A 13,778-nucleotide genomic window follows, 5' to 3' on the forward strand; every position below is an offset into this window, starting at 1 on the left:
CGACAAGAAAGACATCGGCTCTGCTGACGCTAAAGGCGACAAAAAAGATATCGGCTCAGCTGACTAAGCACTCGAATTATTACTCGAATTGAAAGGATAAAAAGAATTACAGAATACAATAACAACACACTCTACATAACAACACACGATCATGAAAAAATCAATCATAGCAGCAGCATTAGTTTTTGCAACCATCTTCTCTTCTTCAGCAGCAACTTTCGGCGATAAAAAAGACATTGGTTCAGCAGATTTCCGTGGTGATAAAAAAGATATCGGTTCAGCTGATGCAAAAGGCGACAAGAAAGACATCGGCTCTGCAGATGCTAAAGGCGACAAAAAAGATATCGGCTCAGCTGACTAAGGACTCGAATTGAAAGTATAAAAGAATTTATAATACCAACTCAATATAAAATCCGATCATGAAAAAGATCATTATTTGCGCGGCCATATTACTTACCTCCGGAATCACTGCCTGGTCGTTCAATAGAAAAGAAAACGGCGGCGTAAAAGCGCGTGAAGAAGCCATTGAAAAAACACACTTTTCTACCAGAAGCATAAATACTCCTATCTCTGATATTGCTACTGCCGACTAAACGGGCTTTTATAATATATATAACACTCTAACCTACACCTTACAGACATTCTATTTAAAACAACCATAGCCTCGCTTATTACAACATAGTTGCTTTATATTTGCCGCAAACACTTTTACCATGCAGCAAATAAAGAACTATATAGAGCAAAACAAGCAACGCATGCTTGATGAACTGCTCAACCTGCTGCGCTTTCCGTCAATAAGCGCCGACCCGAAATACAAAGACGATGTTATAAAAACAGCTGATTTTGTAGCTCAAAAACTGCGTGACGCCGGTGCCGACAATGTTGAAGTTTGCCCTACCGCCGGATATCCTATTGTTTACGGTGAAAAAATTATTAACCCGGCTAAGCCAACCGTTTTGGTTTACGGTCATTACGATGTACAGCCACCCGATCCGCTGGAACTTTGGCACACTCCTCCCTTTGAACCATCAATACGCGACAACAAGATATTTGCCCGTGGCGCCTGCGACGATAAGGGCCAGTTTTACATGCATGTAAAGGCTTTTGAGCTGATGATGCAAACCCACACTTTGCCCTGCAATATCAAATTTATGATAGAGGGTGAAGAAGAGGTTGGGTCAGACAACCTTGGCCACTTTGTACAAGCCAATAAGGAACGCCTGAAAGCCGACGTAGTACTGATTTCAGACACGGCCATGATCAGCATGGAGCATCCTTCACTGGAAACAGGGCTTCGCGGCCTCTCGTACCTGGAAGTTGAAGTGACCGGGCCTAACCGCGATTTGCATTCGGGCGTATATGGCGGAGCTGTAGCCAACCCGGCTACCATACTGGCTAAAATGATAGCTTCATTACACGATGAGAACAACCGCATTACCATTCCGGGTTTTTATGATGACGTACTAAACCTGACACAGGACGAACGTGACGCTATTAACAGCGCGCCTTATGATGAGGCCGAATACAAGGCCGACTTGGGTGTTGACGAGCTTTGGGGTGAAAAAGGTTATTCGACATTTGAGCGTACCGGCACCCGCCCTACTCTTGAGGTGAACGGCATTTGGGGCGGCTACATCGGCGAAGGCGCCAAAACCGTGTTGCCGTCAAAAGCTAACGCGAAAATTTCAATGCGCCTGGTACCCAACCAAAGCTCCGATAAAATAACCAAACTATTTGCCGATCACTTTACAAGCATTGCTCCGCCATACGTTAAAGTAAAGGTAAACGCACTACATGGCGGCGAACCGGTGGTTACACCTACCGACAGCATTGCTTACCAGGCAGCACAAAAGGCCATTGCCGAATCATTCGGCAAAGAACCTATACCAACCCGTGGTGGCGGCAGTATACCTATCGTTGCATTGTTTGAAGCTGAATTGGGTATAAAAACCGTACTAATGGGCTTTGGGCTCGACAGTGACAACCTGCACTCGCCAAATGAGAAATACGATATATATAATTACTATAAAGGCATTGAAACCATACCGCTGTTCTATAAATATTTTGATGAACTGAGTAAGTAGATTCAGAGAGTACACCTGATCTCTGATTTTCATCTTGAGGGACGAAGGATTTGCCGTCTATAGATGCTTCGTTCCTCAGCATGACAAATGATAAGGTTCACCAAACATTGCTGCCGCTTACGTGTGAGATACTGAAAGAACTTCAGCATGACAGTTCATTTAACTAACCACCCACTTTTCACACTTTTCTAAATATGTCTCGTCTGCATCGGCGCCAATGCCGGGTGTGTCGGGGATGTCGAGGTAATATCCATTATAAGTAACACCGCCTATGCATGGGTCGGCGAGGTGGCCAAGCATGCAGGTATCCATGTCATAAAAATTAATGTTAGGGCTGGCATACACAAAATGCAGCTTGGCGCTTAAGGCTATGCGACTTTCCAGCATACCACCCATCATGCAGGGTATGCTTCGCTCGGCAGCAGTATCGTGTATTTGCTTCGCTTCCAATATTCCGCCCGATTTTGAGAATTTTATGTTGATGTAATGGCACGAGCCGCTTTCTATCTGTATCCGGGCATCGTGGTGATTATATACGCTTTCATCGGCCATAATTTTTACCGGCGATAGTTGCATCAGTTCGGGCAGGCGGTCGTTATACCAGGTGCGCATGGGCTGTTCGCAGAACTCAATATTATATAGAGCCAGGTTTTGCAGAGCATACACTGCATCATCAAAACTCCAGCCCTGGTTGGCGTCAACGCGTATCTTCATATCAGCGCCTACCGCCTGCCTTATCTGCTTTATGCGTTCAACATCAGTAGCAGCATCTTTACCAAGCTTTACCTTTAATATGGTAGCACCTGAGCTTTTGAAACCGATAGCTTTTTGGGCCATTTCTTCGGGTGTGCTGATGCCGATGGTAATATCTGTTTCCACAACACGCCTTTTTCCACCTAAAAATTGATAAAGCGGCAGCCCTGCATTTTTTGCGGCAATATCATACAAAGCCATATCAAATGCACTTTTTATAGTGGTGTTTCCGGCGGTAAAGCTATGCAGCTGCTGCATACGGGCAGGAATATTAAGCGGATCTTCACCTATCCATAACCGGGCGAATTCGCGCGCCATTACCAGGCAGGTATCCTGCGTTTCACCAACAATCATAGGGAAGGCCGAGCATTCTCCCACACCATAAAAGCCGGCGTTGGTATGCACACGGATTAAAACATTTTGCGCATGATCCATAGTACCGGTAGCAATACTGAACGGTTCCATAGGTATGCTAAAGCGGTAGATGTCTAATTTGGTAATTTTTAATAGCATACTTATTTACAGGTTGATGGTGCTACTGCCAAGTTAATGTAATAACATTTGAACTCAAAGCAAAGTTATTTGCACATTAACACAATTGGCGTATATTTGCGTTACTACAACAAGAATTAACAAAAACTTGTCACTACAATCGCCTACACTGTTTAATGCAGACACAAGGTTAAATTAGAATTTTCATTACAAACATTACATGGCATTACAAAATCCGCCTGCTTCGTTTGATTATAACTCAACGAGAAATAAACTGATATTATCTGAATACGGCCGCAACGTACAAAACATGGTGAAGTACATTTGCAACCTGCCAAGCAAGGAAGAACGCAACCGCTACGCGCAGGTTGTGATTGACCTGATGGGCTTTTTGAACCCTCACCTGCGTGATGTGGCCGATTTTAAACATAAGCTTTGGGATCACTTGCACATCATTTCCGATTACAAAATTGATGTTGATTCACCGTACCCAAAACCATCGCCCGAGTCGATACACCTTAAACCCGAGCCGTTGAATTATCCTAATCAGCGTATCAGGTACAAGCACTATGGCAAAACCATTGAGCTGATGATTGAGAAGGCAAAAGCAATTGAAGAGCCAGAGCGTAAGCGCCACATGGTGCAAGCCATAGCCAACTTTATGAAGATGGCGTATGTACAGTGGAATAAGGATTCGGTGTCTGACGAAAGCATTATCTCTGATTTGTACGCTATGTCAAGAGGTGAGCTGAAGCTTGATGAGAACATCAACCTTAACAAGGTAGAGTACCGTGCCGCACCAACCAATAATCAAAATAACCGCGGTCGTAACAACAACAATAATCAAAATAACCGTGGCGGTGGCGGACGTCCATCCAATAATAACCAGCGTAACAACCAAAACAACCGTGGCCGCAACAATGGCGGGCAAAGGAAATTTTAGTATTTACTTTACCTTACTGAATTTTATTTAACATATTTTCGGGATGATAATTCATATGTTATTATCCCGTTTTTGTTATACAACCACTTAACTAATGAAAAACGCATTTGAGATACGCGGCGGCAAACCGCTAAAGGGAGAAATTATACCACAGGGTGCAAAAAATGAGTCGCTGCAAGTAATTTCGGCTGTATTGCTTACCGGCGAAAAGGTAACCATAAGCAACATTCCTGACATTGTTGATGTAAACAAACTGATTGAACTATTAGGCGATATGGGCGTTGAAATTGAACGCACAGCGCCTGATACTTATACTTTCCAGGCAAAAAATATCGACCTTAACTTCTTCCAGTCGGAAGCTTTTAAATCAAAAGGCGGTAGTTTACGAGGTTCTATCATGATAGTTGGTCCGCTGCTGGCGCGTTTCGGAAAGGCAGCCATCCCAAAACCGGGTGGCGATAAAATTGGCCGCCGCAGGCTGGATACGCACTTTATTGGTTTTGAAAAACTTGGCGCCAAATTCAACTATGACTCAACCGACGAATTTTTCAATGTAGACGCGTCGAACCTGCAGGGCACTTATATTTTGCTTGACGAGGCATCTGTAACCGGTACTGCTAACGTGGTAATGGCGGCTGTTTTGGCCAAAGGCACTACTACCATCTACAATGCGGCCTGTGAGCCATACCTGCAGCAGCTTTGCAAAATGTTGAACCGCATGGGTGCTAAGATAAGTGGTATTGGTTCGAACCTGCTTACCATTGAAGGCGTTACCGAACTGCACGGCACTGAACACCGCATGCTGCCTGATATGATTGAGATTGGCTCGTTCATTGGCTTAGCTGCCATGACGGGTTCTGAGATCACCATAAAAGATGTGCAATACAAAGAACTGGGTATGATTCCTGAGGTATTTAAACGCCTGGGCATTAAGCTGGAGCTTCGGGGCGACGATATCTTTATCCCGGCACAAGATCACTACGAAATTGACACCTTTATTGACGGGTCGATATTAACCATTGCCGATGCACCATGGCCGGGTTTTACCCCCGACCTGCTAAGCATTGTGCTGGTAGTAGCCATACAGGCAAAAGGATCGGTACTGATACATCAAAAGATGTTTGAAAGCCGCCTGTTCTTTGTAGATAAATTGCTTGAAATGGGCGCCAACATTATCCTGTGCGATCCGCATCGTGCTACCGTTATCGGTTTAGATAAACGCATACAGCTGCGCGGTATCAGCATGACTTCTCCTGATATTCGTGCCGGTGTATCATTGCTTATAGCTGCGCTATCAGCCAAAGGTAAATCTACTATCTATAATATCGAGCAGATTGAACGCGGTTATCAGCACATCGACGACAGGCTGCGCGCACTTGGTGCTGATATTGTAAGGATATGATAAGTTAGTTGATTGGATGAGTGGTTGATTAGATGACTAAGGTTAAAACAAAAGCTAATGTCATTTCGATCGTAGGGAGAAATCTTCTGAAGGCAGTTAATTGGCTTGCATGTAGCAGAAGATTTCTCCTCGTACCTTGTCGAAATGAGATACCGGGATAACAAAGACAAACCATTCATCCAATCAACCACACAAACATATAAACTAATTTACTACCTTTAGCCAAACCTGATTATCTGCATGCTTTACAGAAATAAACGCTCTGCATACAGCAACTTTATTTTGATTTTTGTGGCGGTAAAGGTGCTTATAAACCTTTTGGCCATATCTAACTTTGGCTTTCACCGCGACGAACTGCTGCACCTTACCCTGGGCGATCACCTCGACTGGGGCTATAAAGAAGTGCCGCCGCTTATCGGTTTTCTGGCAAAAATATCGCTATCCGCTTTCGGTGATTCTGTTTTCGCTTCGCGGATATTAACTACTATAGCAAGCGGCATTATCATCTGGCTTACCGGACAAATTACACTTGAGCTGGGCGGTAAAAAATTTGCTATTGCGCTGGCTTGTTTGGCAATGATATTCTCACCAGCGTTTGCCGCAAGCGGGTATCTGTTCCAGCCCGTAGTGTTCGATCAGCTTTGGTGGGTGCTCACTGTGTGGCTGATTATACGCTATGTTAATACAACATCGGTTGTTTACCTGTACGCTACAGGAGTGGTTGTAGGCCTGGGAATGCTTACTAAATATACCATGGCGTTTTTCACAATATCGCTGTTGGTAGGAATATTAATCAGCAAACAACGCAAGATACTTTTTAATAAGCATGTTATTGGTGCTGTTTTAGTGGCGTTTGTGCTTTTTCTGCCTAACCTGTTATGGCAGTGGCGCAATAACTTCCCGGTTATTCATCACATGAACGAACTTAAAGCTACCCAGCTTGATTACATTCATCCTGTTGAGTTTATTATGCAGCAGGTGTTGGTGCACGGCATAGCTGTGTTTGTATGGCTGGCCGGCTTTATTTTCCTGCTGTTTTCATTCAGCCTGAGAAAGTTCCAGTTTTTGGCAGTAGCTTATGTTCTTATCTTCATTTTCTTATTGCAGATGAATGGTAAAAATTACTATCTGTTTGGCGCCTACCCTATGCTGTTCGCTGCAGGCGGATACGCTTTCCAGCGGATGCTAAAAACTGCGGGTAATGGTTTACGTGTTGCTACGGTTACCCTTTTTACCCTGCCTAACCTGCTGATGTTACCGCTGGTTTTGCCGGTATTGCCCATTAACCAGACACTCGAAGCCTTTAAGTTTGCTAAAAAGAATTTAACATTTTTAAGCTTTGCCACCCGCTGGGAAGATCAGCAGCAGCATCCTACAACGCAAGATTATGGCGACATGTTCGGCTGGGATGAAATGGCATCGCTGGCTGCAAAAGCTTACCACGAACTTCCGGCGGAAGCCAAAAAACACACCCGTTTGTTTGCCGAAAATTACGGTCAGGCAGGGGCATTGCATCTGTTAGGCAAGCGGTATAACCTACCTGAGGTAGTTTCTTTGAGCAGTAGCTTTTCCTTATGGGCACCACAACAAATCTTTTCGCGCTACCTGATTTATGTAGCAGAAAGTGAAGATGACGTTAAGGAACTGCTGCCCTACATAAAGAGCTATAAACTTGTAGGCACTGTACAAAATCCGCTGGCACGTGAACGAGGTACAGGCGTTTACCTGCTGATGGACCCGCAACCGTCGCTTAATCAACGTTATCAAAAAGACCTGGCCCAAACACGCGCGCAATGAATACACGTGGACTGCAAACTATCATCTTTCTTGTCATCTCCAACACGTTCATGACTTTTGCATGGTACGGACATTTGAAGTTCAAAGAATTTTCCTGGGGGAAGAACCTCGGCCTATTCGCCATCATTCTTATCAGCTGGGGATTAGCGTTTTTTGAATACCTTTTCCAGGTACCGGCAAACCGTTTAGGCTTTAAAAATGAAGGCGGCCCTTTCAATCTTGTTCAGCTGAAAACAATCCAGGAAGCTATCACGCTTATCATCTTCATGCTGTTTACAACCATTTTCTTTAAAACTGAAAAACTTGCCTGGAACCATTTGGTTGGTTTTTGCCTGATAGTACTGGCAGTTTTTGTGATATTTAAAAAGTGGTAACATGTTTAAACCTATCACTTTATTTATTACGGTTCTGCTTATCGCTTTAGCCGGTAATAATAGTCTGGCTCAAACTAACAAGAACATTTTAGGCGATTGGAAAGAAGTAAAACGGATAACCAAATCCGGCGCTAAAGTGCCCGATGGCAGAATGGGTTTCTCTTTTTATACGAATAATACGTTTATCAATAAGCAAGGCTTTTTTCGCCATGATGCTAAAAGTAACGTCTTTTTAGGGAACACTGCCAAATATGTAATTACGGGTAATAGCCTGAAGGTATACAGTCCGGAAAAGAAAGCAGCTGATATTCTTAAAATTTATAAATTATCAAAAGACAGCCTGATTATCGGCATAGATGAAGAAAAGATCATTTTTGCACGATACAAGAGTTATGTTAATCAATCGCCGGAGTTTGACAGGATCGTACTATCAACAACTGGCTGCTATGGGGAATGTCCTTCAATGAAGATCAGCATTGATAAAACGGGCTTATTATTATTTCAAGGTGACTCGTACACCACGAAAATTGGTGTGTATCAATCATCGATATCTAAAGCGCTCTATAAAAAACTGCAGGACAGCTTCCGTGTAATCGACTTTAAAACGTTAAAGTCAAAATATTCCGCCAATTGGACAGACGACGAAACCATATCCGTATCATTTATTAAAAACGGACATATCTATAAAACTGTGAATGATTATGGAGGAGTGGCTCCGGCCGAATTTACATGGGCTTATCCAGCTTTACGATACTTGTACCAGAAAGTTAATCTAAAAAAAGTTCAATATCATACGCTTTTAGGAGGCTACATAAGCAGACGTATAAAAAAGGGGAATAAAATATTAGATATCAGCAAATCTGAAGTGTATCTGCTTAATGAATACCTGCGCAAAGGAAAAATTATACTGGGTAAAGTAACCGACGGCTACTTCATTGATATCTACAATGCCGACGGAAAAGTAGTCAAAAAAGTTATAACTGATGGCAGATATTACTCTTTTATCAGGAATGGTAAAGTCGTCACTATCGACATTGGTTTCGAATTTGTCAGGGACGTAGAAAAGTTTCACCAATGGCGAAAGGTAATCGAAAACGACCGACATCAATTGCTTGCCTCTCCTTTGTGATGCGATACCGCCTGAATTCAATTACCTAAACGCACGATACCTACGCCGATATTGCGTTTATGATATCATATTGCGTAATAATCTCAGGGTTGCCATTTTCATCTGTCACCAGCACGGCAATGTTCTCCTTGTTGATCATTGACGAAATTTTGTCAATCGATGTGTTTAAATCAACATACGGGAACGGCGCGGTGGTGATGTTTTGTACCGGTTGTGATTTCAGGGCGGGGTTTTCCAGTAACGCGTCAAGTATATCGCTTTCGGTTATTTTGCCTATAATGCTCCCTTGCTGGGTAACCGGTATCTGCGAGATATTCATGCTTTTGATGGTATTTATCGCTTCGATAACGGTTTTTTCACTATCGATGGTAATTATTTCAGCGCTTTCTTTTTTAGCGATAATATCACGTGCGGTAAGCTTATCGTCCTTAAGGAAACCGTGATCGCGCAACCAATCTTCATTGTACATTTTACCCATGTAACGTGAGCCATGGTCGGGGAAGATCACTACAACCACATCACCTTCTTTAAACCTGTCTTTCATTTGCAGCAAGCCGGCCACAGCTGCACCTGTAGAGTTTCCTGCGAAAATGCCTTCTTTACGGGCAATCTCGCGGGTCATTAAAGCAGCATCTTTATCAGTTACTTTTTCAAAGTAGTCTATTAGGTTAAAATCTACGTTCTGCGGAAGAAAGTCTTCGCCGATACCTTCGGTGATGTATGGATAGATCTCGTTCTTATCAAAAATACCGGTTTCTTTGTATTTCTTGAATACCGAGCCATACGTATCAATACCTAAAACCTGTATGTTCGGGTTCTTTTCTTTCAAATACCTTGCAGAGCCTGAAATAGTACCGCCGGTACCTACACCGCACACAAGATGCGTGATCTTCCCTTCGGTTTGCTCCCATATCTCCGGGCCGGTTTGCTCATAGTTTGCCTGTGAGTTCGACAGGTTATCATACTGATTTGGTTTCCATGAGTTGGGAACTTCTTTTTCCAAACGGGAAGAAACCGAGTAATATGAACGCGGATCCTCCGGATCAACGTTGGTTGGGCAAACAACTACCTCGGCGCCAAAAGCACGCAGGGCGTCAAACTTCTCTTTCGATTGCTTATCGGTACTGGCAAAAATACATTTATACCCTTTTATTACAGCGGCTATAGCCAAGCCCATACCGGTATTGCCCGAAGTGCCTTCAATAATGGTACCGCCCGGTTTAAGCTTACCGCTTTTCTCGGCATCCTCTATCATTTTAAGCGCCATACGGTCCTTAATTGAGTTACCCGGATTGGTCGTCTCAATTTTTGCCAGTACCGTTGCCGGTATATCTTTTGCCACTTTGTTAAGCTTAACAAGCGGCGTATTGCCTATAGTTTCGAGAATGTTGTTATACCACATACGTTCAGGGAATATTTTGTATAGCTACGCTATAGATTTAATCAAATTTGTTACCGGTAAAAATAGCTTTCTGCCTTAAATAAATCAGTATTTTAATTCAAAAAGCTAATGACATCCCCTGTTAAAATATCAGGTGCTTTACGGTAAGGCCTTTATTGATCAGTTGTTTTAACGATTCGATGCCTATTTTCAAATGCGTTTCTACATAACCCTCGGTGACTTTTGAGTCGCTTTCGGTAGTTTTTACGCCTTCGGGTATCATTGGTTGATCAGATACTAACAGCAGTGCCCCGGTTGGTATCTTGTTGGCAAAGCCGGTGGTAAAGATGGTAGCTGTTTCCATATCTATTGCCATGGCCCGCAGTTTTTTAAGGTATTGCTTAAACTCTTTGTCGTGCTCCCACACCCGGCGGTTGGTGGTATAGCAAGTGCCTGTACGGTAATCAAGCGAAAAATCACGTATGGTGGTTGATATTGCCTTTTGCAGCGCGAAAGCCGGCAGCGCGGGCACCTCTGGTGGCAGGTAATCGTTTGATGTACCCTCCCCCCTAATGGCCGCAATGGGCAATATCAGGTCGCCTACGTTTGTCGTTTTTTTCAATCCGCCGCATTTCCCCAAAAAAACCACGGCTTTTGGTTTAATGGCCGTAAGCAGGTCCATCACCGTAGCCGCAACGGGGCTACCCATACCAAAGTTTATAATAGTAATGTTATCGGCCGTTACGCTTTGCATAGGCTTATCTAAACCCATAACAGGTGCGTCATTATTCCATTGTGAAAACAGCTGTATGTATTTTGAAAAATTAGTCAGGATTATGTATTCGCCAAACTGGTTAAGCGGCCGGCCAGTATAACGCGGCAGCCAGTTATCAACTATGGCTTCTTTGGTTTTTAAGCCTTTTCTGATAGGGGTTTGTACCTCTTTAACCTTTTTTGCCTTCTCTACTATTTCTTCGTCTTTTTTAATGGTTATTTCCTCATTCATATCTTTCTCCTTTCTATTTATTGAGTTATGTTGATGGCAATCGGTTTGTTGAATTGTCATTTCGACGAGGTGCGAGGAGAAATCTTTTTCTACATGCATTCACGCATAACCCGCTTTTAAAAGATTTCTCCCTACCGTTGAAATGACATGGGTGTTTAACTACTTAACCAAATCAACTTAATCAACTACTTACTAATTTCACCACCCCTTTTATACAGCAAACCCCGGCATTTTGGGCCGGGGCGCTTTGTTATTTAATAAAGATAGCTTTATGCTATGTTGTTTTTGTTAAGCTACCTTTAATTTTTTAAGGTCCGATTTTTCAAACTTCTCGCGGGCGTACTCTAGCGTTACATTCAATTCTTTCACATCTTTTTTCGATGGGAACTCAAACATAGCGTCTATCATTATCGCTTCGCATATCGAGCGCAGGCCCCTGGCTCCTAACTTAAATTCCATTGCCTTGTCAACAATAAAATCAAGCACTTCATCATCAAACTCAAGCTTAACACCTTCGTAGTCAAACAGCTTTTTGTACTGTTTAAGCAGCGAGTTTTTAGGCTCGGTAAGTATGTTGTGAAGGGCATCCCTGTCAAGCGGGTTAAGGTATGTAAGCACCGGCAAACGGCCAATCAGCTCAGGTATCAAACCAAACGACTTCAAATCCTGCGGAGTAATGTACCTGTATAAGTTTTTCAGATCAACCTCTGCATCATCGCGTTTCATTTTATAGCCAACGGTTTGCGTACGCAGCCTGTTAGCTATTTTACGCTCGATACCGTCAAATGCTCCGCCACATATAAACAAGATGTTGCTGGTATTAACGGTGATCATCTTCTGATCAGGGTGCTTGCGGCCACCCTGAGGCGGTACATTCACCATGGTACCTTCTAAAATTTTAAGCAAGGCTTGCTGTACACCTTCGCCGCTAACATCGCGGGTGATGGATGCATTATCGCTTTTGCGGGCAATCTTGTCCACCTCGTCAATGTAAACTATTCCACGCTCGGCAGCAGCTACATCATAATCGGCAGCCTGCAACAGGCGGGTAAGTATGCTTTCCACGTCTTCACCCACATAACCGGCTTCAGTAAGTACGGTGGCATCGCAAATACAAAACGGCACGTTGAGTACCTTACCCAGCGTTTTAGCCAACAAAGTTTTACCTGTGCCGGTTTCGCCTACCATAATGATATTTGATTTCTCTATCTCTATCTCGTCTTTATCCACACGCTGGTTAAGGCGTTTGTAGTGGTTATATACGGCTACCGACAGGATTTTCTTAGCGTCGTCCTGACCGATGATATACTGATCGAGATGTGTTTTTATTTCATTAGGCTTTAATACCGATGGCGCCGATGGTGATGATTTCACCTTACGTACCTTCAGCTCTTCGGCGAGTATTTCGTTAGCCTGGTTAACGCACTTATCACAAATATGCGCGTCCAAACCCGCTATCAGCATCAGGCTATCCTGCTTTCCTGCCCCGCAAAACGAACACCTGATCTCCTTGCTGTTTTTCGTCATTGTTTCTGCTTAAATTAATTAACTAAAATAGTCAATAATTCCTTTATCTACAAACGGCATAGCCCGCTTGTTTACTTTATGTTATTATTTTTTTGGATTAGTACCGCGCAATACTTCGTCAATCATACCAAACTCTTTGGCTTCGTCGGCAATCATCCAGTGGTCACGGTCAGACGCTTCCCAAACTTTCTCGTATGAGGCTCCGCTATGATCAGCAATTATCTGGTACAATTCTTTTTTCAGTTTGGTAATCTCATGGTAAGTGATCTCGATATCCGATTGCTGACCTTGCGCACCACCTGATGGCTGGTGAATCATCACCCTTGAATGCGGCAACGCTGCCCTTTTACCTGCTGTACCTGCGCACAGTAACACGGCGCCCATTGATGCGGCCATACCTGTACAAATTGTAGCTACGTCGTTTGATATAAACTGCATAGTGTCATAAATACCCAAGCCCGCATATACTGAACCACCCGGAGAATTGATATAGATCTGGATGTCGCGTTTGGCGTCTGCCGATTGAAGGAACAGCAGCTGCGCCTGGATAATGTTGGCAATACTGTCATAAATAGCGTCGCCAAGGAAAATGATACGGTCCATCATCAAACGTGAGAACACGTCCATTTGCGCTACGTTAAGCTGACGCTCTTCTATGATGTAGGGTGTCATACCGGTAGGTACGTTCATACCCGGTACGCCTGCGATAAATTTATCTACATGAAGGCTGTTAATACGGTGGTGTTTAACAGCATATTTTCTGAATTCGTTTTTATCTGGAATACTGCTCATTTGTTGTTGTATGTTATAAATGTAAAACGGTTAAATATATACTTTTTTGTTGAATGCTTATTTGGAGATAAAGTTTAATAAAAGTCAAAATAGATAGG

13 protein-coding genes are annotated in these 13,778 nt (G+C 43.3%); 8 read left to right on the plus strand and 5 right to left on the minus strand.

From position 1 onward, the window contains the following. Window positions 1-151: 151 nt before the first annotated feature. The 3 genes from EOD41_RS18145 to EOD41_RS18150 all read left to right on the plus strand — a co-directional run bounded on the left by EOD41_RS18145 (window position 152) and on the right by EOD41_RS18150 (window position 2,084). A complete protein-coding gene (locus EOD41_RS18145; protein ID WP_127707602.1) occupies window positions 152-361 on the plus strand; it encodes a hypothetical protein in 210 nt (69 codons plus the stop codon). A gap of 58 nt (window positions 362-419) precedes the next feature. Next, entirely contained in the window at window positions 420-593 is a 174-nt protein-coding gene (locus EOD41_RS20795; protein ID WP_164849980.1) for a hypothetical protein, read from the plus strand. Between the two features lie 120 nt (window positions 594-713). Next, entirely contained in the window at window positions 714-2,084 is a 1,371-nt protein-coding gene (locus EOD41_RS18150) for a dipeptidase (RefSeq protein ID WP_127707604.1), read from the plus strand. Between the two features lie 159 nt (window positions 2,085-2,243). On the opposite strand, the gene EOD41_RS18155 is transcribed toward EOD41_RS18150, so the two are convergent. Further along, entirely contained in the window at window positions 2,244-3,350 is a 1,107-nt protein-coding gene (locus EOD41_RS18155) for a mandelate racemase/muconate lactonizing enzyme family protein (RefSeq protein ID WP_127707606.1), read from the minus strand. A 199-nt stretch (window positions 3,351-3,549) separates the two neighbouring features. Between EOD41_RS18155 and EOD41_RS18160 the strand changes: the two genes are divergently transcribed. The 5 genes from EOD41_RS18160 to EOD41_RS18180 all read left to right on the plus strand — a co-directional run bounded on the left by EOD41_RS18160 (window position 3,550) and on the right by EOD41_RS18180 (window position 8,974). Next, window positions 3,550-4,272 (plus strand): DUF4290 domain-containing protein, encoded by a 723-nt coding sequence (locus EOD41_RS18160; RefSeq protein ID WP_127707608.1) that lies wholly within the window; start codon window positions 3,550-3,552, stop codon window positions 4,270-4,272. 94 nt (window positions 4,273-4,366) lie between these two features. Then, window positions 4,367-5,674 (plus strand): UDP-N-acetylglucosamine 1-carboxyvinyltransferase, encoded by a 1,308-nt coding sequence (gene murA / locus EOD41_RS18165; protein ID WP_127707610.1) that lies wholly within the window; start codon window positions 4,367-4,369, stop codon window positions 5,672-5,674. A gap of 240 nt (window positions 5,675-5,914) precedes the next feature. Continuing rightward, complete coding sequence (locus EOD41_RS18170) at window positions 5,915-7,471, plus strand: glycosyltransferase family 39 protein (protein WP_127707613.1); 1,557 nt, start codon at window positions 5,915-5,917, stop codon at window positions 7,469-7,471. Next, window positions 7,468-7,845 carry a DMT family protein gene (locus EOD41_RS18175; protein WP_127707615.1) on the plus strand — a complete coding sequence of 126 codons (378 nt, stop codon included), beginning with the start codon at window positions 7,468-7,470 and terminating at the stop codon, window positions 7,843-7,845. Before EOD41_RS18170 ends, EOD41_RS18175 begins: the two co-directional genes overlap by 4 nt. 1 nt (window position 7,846) lies before the next feature. Further along, the gene (locus EOD41_RS18180) at window positions 7,847-8,974 is read left to right on the plus strand and encodes a DUF6438 domain-containing protein (protein ID WP_127707617.1); all 1,128 of its coding nucleotides are present in this window, start codon (window positions 7,847-7,849) and stop codon (window positions 8,972-8,974) included. A 40-nt stretch (window positions 8,975-9,014) separates the two neighbouring features. Here EOD41_RS18180 and EOD41_RS18185 read toward each other — a convergent pair whose 3' ends face one another. The 4 genes from EOD41_RS18185 to clpP form a co-directional block, all read right to left on the minus strand. Beyond that, the gene (locus EOD41_RS18185; RefSeq protein WP_127707619.1) at window positions 9,015-10,376 is read right to left on the minus strand and encodes a pyridoxal-phosphate dependent enzyme; all 1,362 of its coding nucleotides are present in this window, start codon (window positions 10,374-10,376) and stop codon (window positions 9,015-9,017) included. Between the two features lie 121 nt (window positions 10,377-10,497). Continuing rightward, a complete protein-coding gene (locus EOD41_RS18190) occupies window positions 10,498-11,361 on the minus strand; it encodes an AMP nucleosidase (RefSeq protein WP_127707794.1) in 864 nt (287 codons plus the stop codon). 288 nt (window positions 11,362-11,649) lie between these two features. Next, window positions 11,650-12,888, minus strand: a complete 1,239-nt coding sequence (clpX, locus tag EOD41_RS18195; RefSeq protein WP_127707621.1) for an ATP-dependent Clp protease ATP-binding subunit ClpX — start codon at window positions 12,886-12,888, stop codon at window positions 11,650-11,652. 84 nt (window positions 12,889-12,972) lie between these two features. Further along, a complete protein-coding gene (gene clpP / locus EOD41_RS18200) occupies window positions 12,973-13,680 on the minus strand; it encodes an ATP-dependent Clp endopeptidase proteolytic subunit ClpP (RefSeq protein WP_127707623.1) in 708 nt (235 codons plus the stop codon). Window positions 13,681-13,778 lie beyond the last annotated feature (98 nt).

Source organism: Mucilaginibacter limnophilus (assembly GCF_004005815.1).
GTDB lineage: Bacteria > Bacteroidota > Bacteroidia > Sphingobacteriales > Sphingobacteriaceae > Mucilaginibacter > Mucilaginibacter limnophilus.

Coding starts and splice junctions, on each gene's coding strand:
- EOD41_RS18160 (WP_127707608.1), top strand. CDS start 3,550: ATGGCATTACAAAATCCGCCTGCTTCGTTTGATTATAACTCAACGAGA.
- EOD41_RS18190 (WP_127707794.1), bottom strand. CDS start 11,361: ATGAATGAGGAAATAACCATTAAAAAAGACGAAGAAATAGTAGAGAAG.
- EOD41_RS18155 (WP_127707606.1), bottom strand. CDS start 3,350: ATGCTATTAAAAATTACCAAATTAGACATCTACCGCTTTAGCATACCT.
- EOD41_RS18150 (WP_127707604.1), top strand. CDS start 714: ATGCAGCAAATAAAGAACTATATAGAGCAAAACAAGCAACGCATGCTT.
- clpP (WP_127707623.1), bottom strand. CDS start 13,680: ATGAGCAGTATTCCAGATAAAAACGAATTCAGAAAATATGCTGTTAAA.
- murA (WP_127707610.1), top strand. CDS start 4,367: ATGAAAAACGCATTTGAGATACGCGGCGGCAAACCGCTAAAGGGAGAA.
- EOD41_RS18180 (WP_127707617.1), top strand. CDS start 7,847: ATGTTTAAACCTATCACTTTATTTATTACGGTTCTGCTTATCGCTTTA.
- clpX (WP_127707621.1), bottom strand. CDS start 12,888: ATGACGAAAAACAGCAAGGAGATCAGGTGTTCGTTTTGCGGGGCAGGA.
- EOD41_RS20795 (WP_164849980.1), top strand. CDS start 420: ATGAAAAAGATCATTATTTGCGCGGCCATATTACTTACCTCCGGAATC.
- EOD41_RS18175 (WP_127707615.1), top strand. CDS start 7,468: ATGAATACACGTGGACTGCAAACTATCATCTTTCTTGTCATCTCCAAC.
- EOD41_RS18170 (WP_127707613.1), top strand. CDS start 5,915: ATGCTTTACAGAAATAAACGCTCTGCATACAGCAACTTTATTTTGATT.
- EOD41_RS18145 (WP_127707602.1), top strand. CDS start 152: ATGAAAAAATCAATCATAGCAGCAGCATTAGTTTTTGCAACCATCTTC.
- EOD41_RS18185 (WP_127707619.1), bottom strand. CDS start 10,376: ATGTGGTATAACAACATTCTCGAAACTATAGGCAATACGCCGCTTGTT.